The 15,721-nt window shown below is 57.7% G+C and carries 13 protein-coding genes; 6 read left to right on the top strand and 7 right to left on the bottom strand.

The genetic code is table 11. The features are described 5' to 3' along the window. Positions 1–7: 7 nt before the first annotated feature. From WKB88_RS07535 to WKB88_RS18215, 4 genes are read right to left on the bottom strand one after another with little or no spacing between them, the layout of a single operon-like run. The gene (locus tag WKB88_RS07535) at positions 8–1,090 is read right to left on the bottom strand and encodes a glycosyltransferase (RefSeq protein WP_341393922.1); all 1,083 of its coding nucleotides are present in this window, start codon (positions 1,088–1,090) and stop codon (positions 8–10) included. Positions 1,091–1,092: 2 nt separating this feature from the next. After that, positions 1,093–2,091 (bottom strand): NAD-dependent epimerase/dehydratase family protein, encoded by a 999-nt coding sequence (locus tag WKB88_RS07540; protein ID WP_341393923.1) that lies wholly within the window; start codon positions 2,089–2,091, stop codon positions 1,093–1,095. After that, positions 2,088–2,873, bottom strand: a complete 786-nt coding sequence (locus WKB88_RS07545) for a WecB/TagA/CpsF family glycosyltransferase (protein ID WP_341394241.1) — start codon at positions 2,871–2,873, stop codon at positions 2,088–2,090. The genes WKB88_RS07540 and WKB88_RS07545 overlap by 4 nt, the downstream gene beginning before the upstream one ends. Further along, a complete protein-coding gene (locus tag WKB88_RS18215) occupies positions 2,870–4,051 on the bottom strand; it encodes a glycosyltransferase family 4 protein (RefSeq protein WP_445818883.1) in 1,182 nt (393 codons plus the stop codon). Before WKB88_RS18215 ends, WKB88_RS07545 begins: the two co-directional genes overlap by 4 nt. Positions 4,052–4,779: 728 nt before the next feature. Between WKB88_RS18215 and WKB88_RS07550 the strand changes: the two genes are divergently transcribed. The 6 genes from WKB88_RS07550 to WKB88_RS07575 all read left to right on the top strand — a co-directional run bounded on the left by WKB88_RS07550 (position 4,780) and on the right by WKB88_RS07575 (position 12,433). Beyond that, a complete protein-coding gene (locus WKB88_RS07550) occupies positions 4,780–6,240 on the top strand; it encodes a polysaccharide biosynthesis tyrosine autokinase (protein ID WP_341393924.1) in 1,461 nt (486 codons plus the stop codon). Positions 6,241–6,318: 78 nt separating this feature from the next. Next, on the top strand, positions 6,319–7,764 hold the full coding sequence (locus WKB88_RS07555) for a sugar transferase (RefSeq protein WP_445818884.1): 1,446 nt from the start codon (positions 6,319–6,321) through the stop codon (positions 7,762–7,764). A 40-nt stretch (positions 7,765–7,804) separates the two neighbouring features. Then, on the top strand, positions 7,805–9,682 hold the full coding sequence (locus WKB88_RS07560) for a DUF4012 domain-containing protein (protein ID WP_341393926.1): 1,878 nt from the start codon (positions 7,805–7,807) through the stop codon (positions 9,680–9,682). Positions 9,683–9,921: 239 nt separating this feature from the next. Then, the gene (locus tag WKB88_RS07565) at positions 9,922–10,500 is read left to right on the top strand and encodes a peptidase (protein WP_341393927.1); all 579 of its coding nucleotides are present in this window, start codon (positions 9,922–9,924) and stop codon (positions 10,498–10,500) included. A 185-nt stretch (positions 10,501–10,685) separates the two neighbouring features. Further along, positions 10,686–11,999, top strand: a complete 1,314-nt coding sequence (locus WKB88_RS07570; RefSeq protein WP_341393928.1) for a UDP-glucose dehydrogenase family protein — start codon at positions 10,686–10,688, stop codon at positions 11,997–11,999. 245 nt (positions 12,000–12,244) lie between these two features. Next, on the top strand, positions 12,245–12,433 hold the full coding sequence (locus tag WKB88_RS07575) for a hypothetical protein (RefSeq protein ID WP_341393929.1): 189 nt from the start codon (positions 12,245–12,247) through the stop codon (positions 12,431–12,433). A gap of 42 nt (positions 12,434–12,475) precedes the next feature. Here WKB88_RS07575 and WKB88_RS07580 read toward each other — a convergent pair whose 3' ends face one another. The 3 genes from WKB88_RS07580 to WKB88_RS07590 form a co-directional block, all read right to left on the bottom strand. Next, positions 12,476–13,381, bottom strand: coding sequence for a hypothetical protein (locus tag WKB88_RS07580; protein WP_341393930.1), 906 nt, complete (start codon positions 13,379–13,381; stop codon positions 12,476–12,478). Positions 13,382–13,715: 334 nt separating this feature from the next. Continuing rightward, positions 13,716–14,198 carry a Fe-S cluster assembly sulfur transfer protein SufU gene (gene sufU, locus WKB88_RS07585; RefSeq protein WP_341393931.1) on the bottom strand — a complete coding sequence of 161 codons (483 nt, stop codon included), beginning with the start codon at positions 14,196–14,198 and terminating at the stop codon, positions 13,716–13,718. Continuing rightward, positions 14,199–15,515, bottom strand: coding sequence for a cysteine desulfurase (locus WKB88_RS07590; RefSeq protein ID WP_341393932.1), 1,317 nt, complete (start codon positions 15,513–15,515; stop codon positions 14,199–14,201). Positions 15,516–15,721: the final 206 nt, after the last annotated feature.

The following is a 15,721-nucleotide window of genomic DNA, read 5'->3' on the forward strand; positions in this document are numbered from 1 at the left end:
GCCCCTCTTAGACATCGGCCTTGGTCCTTTTGAGACCTAGTTCCCCGATAATTCTGTTGACAATGGAGGCCGCATGTTCTGCTGTAAATCGCTCCAACCATGGTGAGACGGTGAATGGCGGAACCGCAATAGCCTGACGAATCGCGTCACAGTAATCCGCGGTGTGATCTCCGGCAGCCAGGGCGCCGGTGACCCCGGGCAAAATCGCGTCCGCGACCCCGAGTGCCCTTGAGGACGACACTGAGGGCAGTCCAATTGCGGCCGCCTCAACCAACACATTCCCAAAACCTTCAACCATCGAGGGTAGAACAAGGACCCCGTCGGACGGACACGAAGCGCTCCAGTCTGCACGCCATCCATGAAAAATGGTTGGTACCCCTAACCGCTCAGCCTCAAGCCGCAGGCTCTTCTCGAGAGGACCAGCGCCAAAGAACTCAACCCGAACGGTTGGAATGTTGCTCTCGTTCATCAACGTTGCGGCGCAATAAAGCAAAGTCTCTGGCTTTTTCTGCCCTACAAGGCGGCCTGCATAAATGAGGGCGAGGGAGTCCTTAGTACTCCTCCTCGCGGAGCCTACCCCAGATAACGAATCTAGGACAGGATTAGGCACGACCCATAACTTCTGACGCTCAATATTGTATTTTGACTTCGCCTCTGCACCGACAGCATGTGATACGGCGATGACAGCATCTGCCGCGCGATATAGAAAACGGGCAAGCAACGTTTCAGCGACAAAAGACAGACCATGCGTTTTCACCATGCCAGCTTCTAAAGAATGAAGGCTAATCACTGTCTTTACTTTTTTACCTGAAGCTAGGACAGCTAACAATGAGAGCACATTCCAGTGAGGCATAAGGGAGACCACAACGTCATACTTTTGGCTCCTGATGAGCGTTCGCAGTTTCCAGATCCGGCGCCCGAACGAACCGGCTTCTAGTCGAACACAGTCCTGAACGTCGACCGACGGCGGCTCGTGCGTAACAACAACGTCGACCGAATGCCCGTGAGAGCGCAATCCCTCGGCCCATGTCGTCCCTACACGCTCTGCTCCCCCACCCGAAAGACGATTGAGGAGTACTGCCACTTTCACTGCTATACGACCTGGTTCATGCGTGCGCTTGTGCTGCTGTCACCTGAAAGCGGTAGATTCTTGAAGCTAGCCATAGCCCATTGATAGTGCGAGTCTAGACCATCTCTGAGGCTGATTTTCGGCGACCACCCGAGCTCCTCCTGAATTTTAGAAGTAGCACCCCCGGTCCTAAACACGTCGCCGGCTACTACTTGTTCATGGCGAACTTTTAGAGCCTTACCTGAGATTTCTCGAAGCATAGTCAGGACCTCCAGCACGGACACGCTGCTACCACCAGCAACGTTGTATACAGTTCCTGGCGTTTGTTCGCCTTCGGCAGCCATAATGTTCGCAGCAACGATGTCCGAGACATAAGTGAAATCGCGGATCTGCTCACCATCGCCATAGATGACAATTTCTTCATCCAACACGGCTGCCCTGACGAAGCGGGTAAAGGCCATATCTGGTCGCTGTCCTGGTCCATAAACTGTGAAATACCTAAGCGAAACGGTGGGCACACCGAAATTTGATGCATACAAGGAGCAGAGATGTTCCGCTGCTAGTTTTGTTACCCCGTACGGGCTTCTAGGTTTCGTCGCAGAATACTCCGTGGTCGGAAAACCCTCGGCTTCTCCGTAGACGGAGGAAGACGATGCGTAAACTAGTTTCTTAACTGTTGGCGTGACTTTGCAGGCCTCTAGGAGGCGCTGGGTCGCGCCGATGTTGGCTTCAATATATGTTCCAAAATCATCGCCCCAGGATTTCCGGACGCCTGGTTGTCCCGCTTGGTGGAAAATATAAATGGCATCGCTAATCAGAGATTGTATATCGAGGGAATTCAAATCTCCCTCGACGAACTCGAAGTTAGGATGATTTAGCTTTTCTAAATTGCTGTACTTCAAAGCGGCGTCATAATAATCACTGATAGAATCTATCCCGCGCACCTGGTACCCGCGCTCCAAGAGTTCGCGAGCCAGCGTGCTCCCAATAAAGCCAGCTACTCCGGTAACTACTGCGATCATTTTAGCTTCCCCCACATCGACTTAATAATTACAAAGAAAAACGCTGAGCCCTTCACTAGATACCTGCGCCATAACCGGCGCGGTTCTTGGACAAGCCTCCAAGTCCATTCCAAGCCCATCCTTTGCATCAATAGCGGTGCTCGACTTTTAGCACCAGCTGCAAAATCAACGGCCGCCCCCGCACCAACGTAAATGCCGTCGGGCAGGTTGTCCATGTTTTCAACGACCCACTCTTCCTGTTTTGGAGAGCCGAGACAGACGAACGAAATGTCCGGACGATAATAATGTAGTTGCTCTCTAACGATGCCTGAGTTCTCGTTTTTAACATTATTCGTGTGGGGAAAGGGAATATGTTCGACGTGGCTTCCAGGGTAGAGGGTCCTCAAATTGCGTGCCGCTCCCTCTCCAACGTAATCAGATCCCCCTATTATGGCAATCCGCCATTTCTCCTCTCGGGACCAATCCGCTGCCTGTGGAAGTAGATCAGCACCCGTTATGCGCTCGGTGTTGCGGCCGCCCAAGGCTCGGACTAGGGATTGCAGCGGCTTCCCATCAACCAACCTGAGCGAGGCTAGGTTGTAGGCCTCAGAAAGACCCTTTGATTTGCCGAAGTCTATTATCTGGTCCGTGTTGGTAGTTACTATCAGGTGGACTCCCCCAGAGGAGAGCAAAGCCCCAACACGTTCCTTCAACTCATCTAAGTCTCCGGAGAAAAAATCTAGTCCATCCAGCGAGGCTACGCCTTCTACGACTCTTATGGTCGGTACGCCGGTTGTGGTCATATCTGGCACCCAGTACCCGAGTCCTTATCAAAGAGTTCCTCGACAACAACTGGAGCGCTAAGGTGCGCCACAGTCTGTACCGACGACTCCGTTGACAGATGGAGAGCAGCGGAGAGCTTGTCAGCCATGTCCGACGCAGACCTCGAGGTGACAAATCCGTTTACGCCTGGCTCAATAAGGCTCCCAGTGTCAGATCCCTCTGTGACGACAGACGGCAGCCCGGAGGCCAACGCTTCGACGAGTACTCGGGGGTATCCTTCGTACCCCGGGTGTGAAGTCATCAGAAATAGTCGGCTCTCCCCCATAACCCTAGATGTTTCACTCTGAGAGAGTCGCCCACGGAGTTTTACCCTGCTACGGACTTGAATGGGCAGGCTTTCGACTAGAGCCTTTACTTTTGGGGCTTGGGTACCCGCGCCAACCATATGTAATTCGTAGCCTTGGTTCTCAGCCTGTGTCAAGAACTCCGCGAACGCATGAATTGCAAGAATTGGATCCTTGGGCACTTCCAAGCGCCCAACCCAACAGATTTGAGCCCTCCGAACAGTAGCGGGTTCAAGAAAACCAGGATCGAACCACGTGGGTGAAAAGAGGGCACGGGGGTTCCAGTTCAGGACCTGCCGGGCATACTCAGGGTTGAACACACGAACATCCACTGCCCGCCTGGCAACGAACGACTCTAACGCCTCATGCAACCAAGCGGAGTATCTCCATAATGAATCCGATGTTTTGCCCGTGAGACCGGATTTCTGCGTGTGAATAAAGTATATCAAGGGTGCTTTAAAGAAGAGTAGAAGACATAGCCCGACGTCCATTCTATGGGCCTGATTCGCTACCACGTGAGGCATTCTTTTACGGAATCTAAGAAGTCCCGCTATCAATCTAAGTGAATGTGGAATCTTTCGACGCTGATCTCCGGGATCAAGTCGTACTACTGGCATGAATAGGATTTCGCGTCCACCGAACGTGTAGGTCTCCCACCTACCTAGCTCACGCTCAGGAGGGCCTTCCCCGGTGTCCACCCCCACCACTGCAACCCTTTGGTCGGCAGGGGCATACTTGCACAAGCCTCTGATGCACGTGTCAATACCACCAGGCGAAGGACGAGCTGCGTCGAATTGGTGAACAATAAGCCGCGCGATTTTAATTGATTCGAGATCCAACGTTGTCCTTGCCATAGGTTTTGAGACGTGACCTGCACCAGCTAAGGGCGCTTTGCTTTCACCAAAGACAGCTGAGACGCCCCGGTGATCAATTGAATTGTAACGCCTTCTGCGAGTAAGAGTATCCACACAGGCTGCGACGGCTGACGGCCGGACTAGTGGTTTTCAGAAACCATAAGGGTGGCGCTCTGGTCGTCATTCAGCACCAGCCTTGGGCTATCCTGCTCAGCTAAGCGCCGTGCGTCATATGTGTCGGTTGCCCGCGGACGCTCTCATCCAGGGCACGCGCTCAGCGACGAAACTGCTCGTACAGCTTCCGAGATTTCCAGCCAGCACCCCCCGCTTGCCGGTAGGATCACGCCAGCACCTGGCCTCAGGCCGAACTTCCACTGATTGGCCCAAAGTTTCACACCTCTCGCGATGAGCCCAAGGCGCTCTGTGACTCCACGCCGGCTACCTATGAGCCTCAATGATTCTACTTCTTCAATTGCACGAGACGTTTCAAATTATTCGAACAACACGTGGGGTTACACGATCCCATGGCCCTCAGCCGCCCTGCTTCAATCCGTACAGCCTTCGATTCCAGATCTGGCTTATCAGACAGTACAGTTAGGCATCAGGCAGTACGAACCAGGTATCAGGATCGACGTTTCGGACCGAAAGACGTCGCCACGACGTCTCCTGCAATCGAGGCTTTCAAACTATGGTTCTTTCATATACGTCATAACTAGAAGGGGTCCGAGTTGGATTTCCGCGATGTCCTAAAAGTCCTAAACCGAAATCGGCTCCTTATCCTCGCCAGTATCCTATTTGGAGTTTTAGCCGCTGCCTGCGCGTCGCTTCTGACCACTCCAACTTATACGGCAAGCACTCGGCTTTTTGTTGCCATTCAAAATACCGGCACTGTGTCCGAACTGCAGCAAGGAAACACTTTTAGCCAGGCTCGGGTTCAATCTTACGTTGAAACCGCACGTACTCCTTTAGTATTGCAGCCTGTCATTGACGAGCTTGGATTGGATGCCACGCCCCTTTCGTTGGCCGAGCAAGTATCCGCGACGGCCGACCTGAACACCGTCCTGATCACGCTCTCGGCGAAAAGTAGTTCTCCAGTTGAAGCCGCGGCTATTGCCCAGGCCATGACATCTAGCCTCATTGATGCGGTTGACGATCTAGAGGGTTCTGCGAACGCGCCCGGGACTTCACCCGTCAAACTTTCCGTAGTTACTCCAGCGTCAGCACCTACAACACCGTCCGGACCAAACATCAAAGTATTTGTAGCTGCCGGGTTGGTGGTTGGTCTTATGGTCGGCATGGGCATTTCGCTCCTCAAGCTGATTCTCGATTCAAGAATCCGTCGAATTGATGACGTTCTGCAGGTAACCGATGTTCCAATGCTTGGTGGCATCGCGTACGACAAAGATGCTGAAAAAAAGCCCCTTCTAACGCAAGTTCCACCTCAAAGTGCACGTGCGGAATCGTTTCGTCAAATAAGGACGAACTTCCAGTTTGTCAGTGTGGAGAGTAAATCTAACAGCATGCTGGTAACCTCTTCATTGCCCGGCGAAGGAAAGAGCACAACCGCAACCAATTTGGCTATCGCCATGGCTCAGGCGGGCCAACGTGTTGCTCTGGTCGATGCCGACCTACGTCGCCCCATGGTTGCCAGTTACTTGGGACTGGAAGGTAATGCGGGGCTAACGACGGTTTTGGTTGGAGGAGCTAGGGTCGAAGACCTACTTCAGCCGTGGGGGGAAGGCGAACTCCATGTTCTAACTTCTGGTCAAATCCCACCTAATCCCAGTGAATTATTAGGCTCTCAAGCAATGTCTGCGCTCGTCAGTCGCCTTGAGGATACATTCGATGTCGTCGTCATCGATGCTCCCCCCCTAATTCCCGTCACGGATGCAACAGTGCTATCCCAGCGAGTTGGAGGAGTAGTGCTGGTCATCGGAGCAGCTAAGGTCAAAGTTCAGGACCTCGAGAAGTCTCTCGGTGCCTTGAGGCTCGTGCAGGCGAACCTTCTGGGTGTAATCACAAACAGACTCCCCAACAAGGGACCAGATGCCTACGAGCACAACTACTATTCGTACGAAGCCGAATCAAAGGCGAAATCGGGACGCAGGACTCGGAATCAGAGTAATAATAAACCCTTCGACGGCGCGCATCTCAGGTCACCTGGACGTTCGAAAACATACTCTGATTGAAATCCAGTTGATTTTGGAGTTAACAGTAACCAATAGACGAAGTACTAGGACCATTAACAATTAAACTATGGGGGAATAGTGCAGGAATCTCTGGTGGCAGACTGGAGTAGATACTACGTTCGCCTAATAGCGTGGCTAGATGGGGTCGTTGTACTCTGGGCCATGGCGGGCGCGTTAATCCTTAGATTTGGAACTACCAGGGGTTACGAACTAGTCACAACAGACGGTGAGCGCTATATAGCTGTAACTTTAATTCTTTCTGCCGCTTGGTGGGCCATGCTGGGGTTTTCGGGAAGCCGTGACACAACGCTCTTGGGCTATGGAATCGAGGAATACAAGCGCGTTCTAAGCTCGTCTTTTTGGTTGTTTGGCTTAGTGGCGACGGTCTCCTACGCACTGCAGTTAGACATAGCACGTGGCTATGTTGCACTAGCGCTTCCCGCTGGAGTGTTGTCACTACTTATCTCCCGCGCCCTTGTCCGAAGCCACTTACGCACTCAACGGAAGTCCGGTGGCAGCAGTTCAACTGTATTGATTATTGGCGGGGCCTATGGCGTGGAACATCTAGCTCGCGCCTTATTCAGCCAGCCGATGGCCGGTTATCTGCCGGTAGCTACATACGTGCCAGAGGCTACTCCTGGGACTGCAGTAAACGCCAATCTGAAGCTGCCGAATCTGGGCCACATCCCGACCGTGGAAGCAATCACTGCAGCTATTCGCGAAGTCCGGCCCAACGCCGTTGCACTTTCAAGCGGTGTTCCACTGCCGCCGAGAGTCATCCGGGAATTGGGTTGGGCTCTAGCCGAGATGAAAGTGAAGATGATCATGGCCCCCGCACTGACCGACATCGCGGGACCACGAATACACACCCAACCCGTCGCAGGGCTTCCACTCATTCACGTTTCTACACCGAACCTAGGCGCCGGACAGAGATTCATAAAGCGCGCCTTCGATTCCTTCGGCGCCGTTGCACTATTGCTTTTACTATCTCCGGTCATGCTCATTGTTGCTCTTATTGTGCGCGGGGACTCCCCTGGCCCCGTTATATTCAAACAATCACGTGTCGGGGCCGAAGGTCAGCTGTTTGACATGTACAAATTTCGATCGATGGTTGTCGACGCAGAAGCCAGATTGGAGGAACTCCAATCGCAGAGTGAGGGAAATGGCGTCCTATTTAAGTTAAGATCGGATCCGCGTATAACTCGGGCGGGAAAATTCTTGAGACGCTTCAGTCTGGACGAATTGCCGCAGTTATTCAATGTCCTGAACGGTACTATGAGCCTGGTAGGCCCCCGCCCTCCACTCCCGTCCGAAGTGGAGCTTTACCAGAGCCATGTGCATCGGCGACTCATGGTGCGCCCAGGCCTAACCGGGCTGTGGCAGGTTAGCGGTCGTTCCCTACTTTCGTGGGACGATACCGTCAGACTTGATCTGTACTACGTCGAAAACTGGTCGGTGGCCGGCGATATCGCGATTCTACTCAAGACATTCCGGGCTGTGATCGCGCGTCACGGCGCTTACTAAGATCGCCATCCGCTCCGCTCCCTGCTTCTGAAGGCTTGAAATGACTCCCACAGACGAAGGCCACAGGCCAACCCGAGCCTCCGGAGCGGGCAAGAGCCACAACAGCTATTCCAAGCGAGGCCGCCGATACGTCGGCAGGATCAGCTTGGGAGTGCTCGGATTGGCTATAGCGGCGTTAGCTCTCGGTGTTCTGTTAGCCCACCAGGTGTCCTCTGTCCGAACCCAACTTGAAGACGCCGTGGATTTGGTGCCGCAACTGAGCGTAGAACTGAAAGATGGAAACCACCAAGCAGCTAAGGTGACCTTCCAAGCGATGCAGGAACGGACGTCGGCTGCTCGCACGACCACTGGCGCACCGCTCTGGAAAGCTGCTTCAGTTCTCCCTGTCTATGGGGCAAATTTCCACGCTGTACGTGAAGTGGCAGTCTCAGCCGATGATATTGCCATCCGAGCCGCAGCTCCCCTGTTAGACAGGTACGACTCGCTTAATTGGCAAACACTCTCCCCCACAGACGGACGAGTTGATTTCACGCAGTTGCAGGAGGCGGCGCCCGATATTTCGAGCGCCGCGACCACGGTACGCCTGTCGCACCAAAGAATGTCTTCCATCGACCTGTCCCGTCTCCTTCCAGAACTTGCAACACCAGTAGGTGTGGCAACAGAGCAGCTAAAGGATCTCAGCGCCCTCCTGGACACAGCGGCCTCCACAGCGCAGCTCCTCCCTGCGATGCTTGGCTCAGAGGGACCACGGGATTATCTCGTTCTGGTTCAAAATAGCTCAGAAGCGCGAGCTACAGGGGGAATCCCAGGAGCGTTGGCCATTCTGCACACCGATAACGGCCAGATCAGCCTCGGTAAGCAAACCAGTGCTGTCGCATTAGGTGCGTTTCATCCAATGCTCGATGTCGACGCCGAACAAGTAGCGATATATACAGGTCGTCTCGGGACGCAGATGCAGAACGTGAATTTGACGCCGGACTTTCCAACTGCAGCTCAAACCGCAAAACAAATGTGGGAACATCGCCACCCCGGTCAAATTATAGACGGCGTACTTGCCCTAGATCCAGTGGTGTTGGCACATTTATTGGACGCCACTGGTCCGGTAGAACTGACCGATACCCGCGTTCTGAACATGATCCAAAACACGGGCCTTCCTTCGTCGCTTACAAAAGACAACGTAATCCCCACTCTTTTGTCCAATGTTTACCGTGAGATAGAGAACCCAGAGATACAGGATGCCTATTTCGCTGCGGTGGCTAGTCTCGTATTCTCAGCATTCACGGACGGAGAAGGAGACGGCGCCCGACTGATCAAAGCCTTGGTAATCAGCAGCGATGAGAGCCGTCTGCGCCTATGGTCCAGTCATTCCAACGAGCAGAGCATCGTTGCTTCCACCCCTCTCCATGGTTCTGTCACAGGTCCAGCGAACGGCGGGGCCGCCTTTGGTGCCTATTTCAATGATGGGACCGGTGCCAAAATGGACTACTACGCCAGACGCTCGATCGAACTTCTGCAGCACTGTCAATCTGGAGATTACGGCGAGTACACAGTTCGACTTTCCGTCACCAACATGGTCCAAGACAAAGATGTGGTTACCCTTCCAGCATACGTCACGGGAAACGGCGCCTTTGGAGTGGCCCCTGGCAGGATCCGCACCAATTACGTTGTGTATGGCCCTGCTCAATCATTTGTGGAGACGGCAACAGTAAACGGCGAACCCGTGAGCGTTGGTTCTGGAAAACACGGCCAGAGGCCAGTCGGGTCAGTTCAAATGGAAGTCGGCCCAAACGAGACTGCAGTTCTCGACATAACTTTTTCTCACGTGGTTCAGGGTTCAGACCCACGAGTTCAAGTTACGCCCACAATCCAATCGCCTCTAGAAATGGTCCGGCCATTCGATCGCTTCAGCTGCAACTGAAGTCACCGAACACAGGTTACATACCATAATGAGCTTGGAACTAGCACGAGTACCTGTTACCGTGAAGAGCGTTTCCACTGGTTTCTCAGTGTGGAATGATGTCCGGTAGTGATGGGGAGAGCCCCAGGATGAACTCTAGATTTTTTGGAATTTCGGTTGGTTTCCATGTGTTGTTGTGGGGACCGAGACCATTCAGTACCTACAACAGTCTTTTTTATCAATTGCATGGGGAGTCTCATATGAAAAAAACCGCATCCGCACTCGTTTTGGCCGGGTCGCTGGCCTTCTTCGGCGCCGGCGCCGCTAATGCCGTCGACAACTACCCGGCACCCGCACCCGGCGGCGTCAGCGACGCCACGGTTGCGCCCGGGGCCACCGTGGCCTTCGGCGGATCCGGTTTCACCCCCGGCGAAGCCATCGGCGTGACCGTCGACTACTCCAACGACCCGGTTACAGTTCCGGGTAGCGGTCTCAACGGAGTAATCGTCCTGGCAGAAGTAGTCAACAGCTTCACCACGAATGCTGACGCCAGCGGCAACTTCAGCACGAATATCACGCTGGGCGAGGCAGGCACCTACACGCTGACCGCCACCGGTCTCCAGTCGGGGAAGGTCACTACTGCAGTCGTTTCGGTCGACCCGGCATTCGCCGGTGACGGCAGCGGTTCCGGTGACGGATCAGGCAACGACGGTTCAGAAGGTAGCGACCTTGCTGATACCGGAGCCGACTCAGCAATGCTGCTCTGGGGAGCTGCAGGCGTTCTGGCCCTCGGCGCCGGCGTTGCTTCCGTTGCAGTTGCACGCCGCAAGAATGCCTAACAGCAAGTTTTAGCAATTACTCGGGAGGGCGGAAACCAATCGGTTCCCGCCCTCCCGCATGTGGTCTAGGGCCTCAACAGCTTCAGCTGGGCCGGCGCCGGCAACACCGGCGACAACATCTCGAACCACTGCCTAATCCGCGAGGGTTGCAGTCATTTTTGTGCTTTAGAATTTCAAGGGGAAACGTGCGTATATCTGTCGTCGGCTGCGGCTATCTCGGAGCCGTCCATGCGGCTTCAATGGCCACGCTTGGACACGACGTGGTCGGCATTGATGTTGACCAAGACAAAATCAATGAATTGACCGCGGGGCGGGCGCCCTTCTTTGAGCCGGGATTGCCGGAACTCCTCACCGAATCAATTGCGTCCGGCCGTTTGAGCTTCAGCACCGACATGGCTGAGGCGGCAGGTGCCGATGTCCATTTTGTCTGCGTTGGAACCCCGCAGCGAAAGGGCGAGTATGCGGCTGACCTCCGGTACGTTGATGCCGCCTTCGCGGCACTGGCCCCTTACCTGAAGCCAGGGAACGTCGTCGTCGGCAAGTCCACCGTGCCGGTTGGCACCGCTGCCCGCCTCGCCGACGATCTCCAGGACACCGCCGCTGACGCCATTCTGGTCTGGAATCCCGAATTCCTCCGCGAAGGTCACGCCGTCCAGGACACCCTGACCCCGGACCGCTTTGTCTACGGAGTTCCGTCAGGAGACGCCGGCACGGCTGCCGTCGCCGCTCTCGACGAGGTCTATACCACTCCCCTCTCCACCGGCACACCGCGGCTGGTGGTTGACTACGCCACCGCAGAACTCGTCAAGACAGCTGCCAACTCCTTCCTGGCCACCAAGATCAGCTTCATCAATGCCATGGCTGAGGTCTGTGACGCTGCAGGAGCTGATGTCACGGCTTTGGCCGACGCCATTGGCATGGACGACCGCATCGGCCGGAAGTTCCTCAATGCCGGAGTCGGCTTCGGCGGCGGCTGCCTGCCCAAGGACATCCGCGCTTTCATGGCACGCGCCGGCGAGCTGGGTGCCGATCAGGCTCTGACCTTCCTGCGCGAGGTGGACGCCATCAACATGCGCCGCCGGACCCGCGTTGTCGAAATGACCCGCGACATCTGTGGTGGCTCGCTGCTGGGCAAGCGCGTCACCATCCTTGGGGCCGCCTTCAAGCCCGACAGCGACGACGTCCGGGACTCCCCCGCGCTGAGTGCGGCCGCCCAGATGCAGCTCCAGGGCGCCACGGTCACCGTGACCGATCCTGAAGCACTGCAGAACGCCAAGGGACGTTTCCCGGAGCTCAGCTATGACCCCATCACGGAAAACGCCATCGAAAAGGCCCACGTTTTGGTGCTCCTGACCGAATGGAAAGAATACCGGGCACTGGATCCGCAGACCGTCGGTGCACTGGTGACGGACAAGAACATTATTGACGGCCGCAATGTGCTGGACCCGGCCGCCTGGCGGAACGCCGGCTGGAACTTCAAGGGCATGGGCCGCCCGTAACACTACGTCTTTTCCAAGGGCACGCCAAAAGTGCTGCAGGGACCGGACAACCCGTTCCCTGCAGCACTTTTTTAAGTCTGTTTACAAAGGGGGGTTCAACCAGCCCCGAAACTGCTATTATCATGACGCACGCCGACAATTCAGGCGGTGCGATCTCGTTTGACTCACAATTCCTGGGGGAATTCTTGCTTTCAGCAGCATCAGTCTCTGCACTTCCTTTTATCAGCGTTTTCGCCAGCACCGGCATGATCATTTGGGCCGCCGTCGGTCTCGCGGGCCTGATCAGCGGTATCGTGACCGTTCGGGTGGCCCGCCGCAAAAACCAGCCCGCTGAACCTGCCGTCACCAAAGCACCGCTCGAGACCGCAGCACAGCCTGCCATCCTGACGAACGCCGGCCCGGTCTCCACCGACGACGTCACGCAGGCCGCCTAACCCCTCAAGAGGGAACCGTTCGACCGGGGCCGCCGGTCCGTCCTACGGGGTCTGAACCGCCGACGACGGATTGCGCGACCTGAGCGCTTCCCCGATTCGAGCGGTTTCCTCCTTGCTCCACGTACCGGTGTCCCGTTCCAGAACCAGGAGCCGCGGCTCAAACTCGGGTGCGAACGACTGGATCTCGATCGCACAGCCGGGAGGCAGGTCCAGCCCGGCCGCGGTGTCCAAATCGTCCAGGCTTCCGTTCCAGGCAGTGACCGCCAGTCGGATTTGCTCCCGTTGATCGGCTGCCGACAGCGGTTCCGCGGGCTGCTCCAGTTCCACGCCGTCGACGTCGAACGCACCCGACGGATCCACCGTGTAGGTGATTTCCGGGTTGTCGCAGACGCCGCCGATCTCCAGCGAAAGTCCGGACAGCGGTGAGTTCCCGGCCTCGGCGATCTGCTGTTCCTCCCACCAGGAAATCAGCAGGCGCGCGGTAGGCAGGGCATCCTCCCGGGCCACGTCCAGCACGGTGCAGCGGCCATTGAGCCCGCCCAGCAGGACGGACTGGTCCGGCATGCGGGTAACCAGGGCATCGTGGGCGCGCACCAGAAACTGCAGCCATTCCCGGTCCCGCTTCTCCCCGGAGACCGTCAGGCGGGAATGCACTGCGCCCGGCGCATGCGACTCGGCGACCTGCAGGTTCAGGGTGTCGTTTTGCCCCAGCGCATCGATCTGCGGCGACAGCCTGATCAGGACGGTGGACAAGTGGCTGCGGCTGCCCAGGGTCTTTACCGTGTATGTGTTGGCTGTCAGGCCGCGCATGAAGAAAGGGCCCGTCCAGGTGTCCCCCGAAACCTGAGCACCGGGCAGGGCCGCGGTTGCGCCTGCAACCCAGGCATCCACTTCAGCGGCGGCTTTGGCTTTGGCTTTGGCCGCACGTTTGCCCCCGAAGAGGCCCATCAGATCAGATCAAGGCTGGGTGTTTTTTCCATCCCGCAAGCTTACGGGCCGGACTGCTGTGACCCGCGAAGAAACACGGCGGCGGGCTCACTTTGGCCGGGCTCGTTCCTAGCTCGCTGTCATCTGGCAAAAGCCGCTGCCACGACCACGGCCGTAACCGCCACTAAGAGGGCCAATCCGAGGTAGGTAAGCCAATCGCGGCGGGTACGGCGGTAGCGCTTCCGGCGCCATTCCCTAGCGGGAGCAGGTGTGTCCATGCACTCGAACATATGATCGCGTCATGGTTCCGCGGAACGGTGGCCGATACTCGTTTGCGGCCCGGTATTACGTGCGCCTAGTTGGCCGCGAGCAGCGCTTCCTCCAGTGCAACCCAGGCGAGCATGGCGCACTTGACCCGCGCCGGATAGCGGGAAACACCGGAGAACGCTGCGGCGTCGCCGAGCACCTCTTCGTCGGCCTCCACGGTGCCGCGGGAGCGCATCACCTCGCGGAAGTTGTCCACCAGGTCCATAATCTCGTCCCGGGGCAGGCCGGCGGCCAGATCGGTCAGGACCGAGGCCGACGCCATCGAAATGGAACAGCCCTGCCCCTCCCAGCTGATGCCCTCCACGGAGGCACCGCCGTCGGGCCCTCCCGCGGAATCCCCGGCGGGGGCCAGCACGGCACGCAGCGTAATCTCGTCCCCGCAGGTCGGGTTCAGCTGGTGACTCTCCCCCGACTTCGCCCCGGCAGGCACCTCCGCCAGCCCGGCGCCGTGCCGGGCCTTGGCATGGTCCAGGATGATCTGCTGGTACAGCTGCTGCAGCTCGGCGCTCATTTACTTCACTCCAAAAAACGGACGCACGCCGGCCACTGCGTTGAGGAACGCGTCGACGTCGTCGGTGGTGTTGTACAGGTAGGTGCTGGCGCGGGTGGTGGACACCAGGCCCAGCCGGCGGTGCAGCGGCTGCGCGCAGTGGTGGCCCACGCGCACGGCGATGCCCTGGTCATCCAGGAACTGCCCGACGTCGTGCGAGTGGACGCCGTCGACGTCGAACGCCGCCAGCCCGATCCGCTCCACGCCCGCACGGGGCCCGAGCACGCGGATGCCCTCAATCGCCTCCAGGCCCGAGACCAGCCGCTGGCCCAGCGTGGCTTCCCACGCATGGATGCGGTCCATGCCGGTTTCCTGCAGGTAATCCGCCGCGGTGCCCAGCGCCATGGCCTGCGAGATGCGCTGGGTTCCGGCCTCGAAACGCTGCGGCGCCGGCAGGTACTCGGCCTTTTCCATGGTCACCGTGGTGATCATGGAGCCGCCGGTCAGGAACGGCGGCATCGCATTGAGCAGTTCCGCCTTGCCGTACAGCACGCCGATGCCGGTGGGGCCCAGCATCTTGTGCCCGGAGAACGCGGCGAAATCCACGTCCAGCGCCTTGAAGTCCACCGGCAGGTGCGGCACCGACTGGCAGGCATCAAGCACGACGAGCGCCCCCGCGTTGTGCGCGAGGCGCACCAGGGTTTCCACCGGGTTGATGGTGCCGAGCACGTTGGAGGCGTGCGTGAACGCCACAATCTTGGTGCGCCCGGTGATCAGCCGCTCGGCCTCCTCCAGCCGCAGCGCGCCGTCGTCGTCCACCGGAATGAACCGCAGCGTGGCTCCGGTGCGCGCGGCCAGTTCCTGCCAGGGAATCAGGTTGGCGTGGTGCTCCATTTCGCTGACCACAATGTCGTCGCCCTCGCCCAGCGCGAAGCGGCGGGCCGCCTCTCCCCCGCGGCCGGCGGCGGCGTTGGAGAAGGAGTAGGCAATCAGGTTGATGGCCTCGGTGGCGTTGGAGGTCCAGACAATTTCATCAGGCCGGGCGTTCACGAAGCGGGCGATCTTGGCCCGGGCGTCCTCGTACACGTCGGTGGCGGCCACCGCGAGGGTGTGCGCGCCGCGGTGCACGGCGGAGTTGCGCTGTTCGTAGAACTCCTGTTCGGCTTCGATCACGCTGAGCGGGTTCTGCGAGGTGGCGCCGGAGTCCAGGTAGACCAGCGGATGGCCGTTGACCTGCTGGTTCAGGATCGGGAAGTCGTTGCGGATGCGCAGGACCTCGGCGTTGTCCATCAGCTCCACTGCGGGCTTGAGGGTATCGGGGGTGGAAACCACAGGCACGGGAAAAACTCCTTGGCTGGCCGTCGGTGTGCGCGGGTAATCTGCATTACGCCACATAAGTCTGTGCTAATCATCCCACTGCACGGCCGCGAGCGCACCTGAGCTCGGCCTTAGTTCGCGGACGACGGCGGGTGGCAGCGGTTCCGGATGGCGCCAGGGTGGGTTTCGGTGGGAGTCAGGGGCCGCCGGTGGCATCCCGGTGTCTC

This window comes from Arthrobacter sp. G119Y2 (assembly GCF_038069765.1).
Taxonomy (GTDB): Bacteria; Actinomycetota; Actinomycetes; order Actinomycetales; family Micrococcaceae; genus Arthrobacter_B.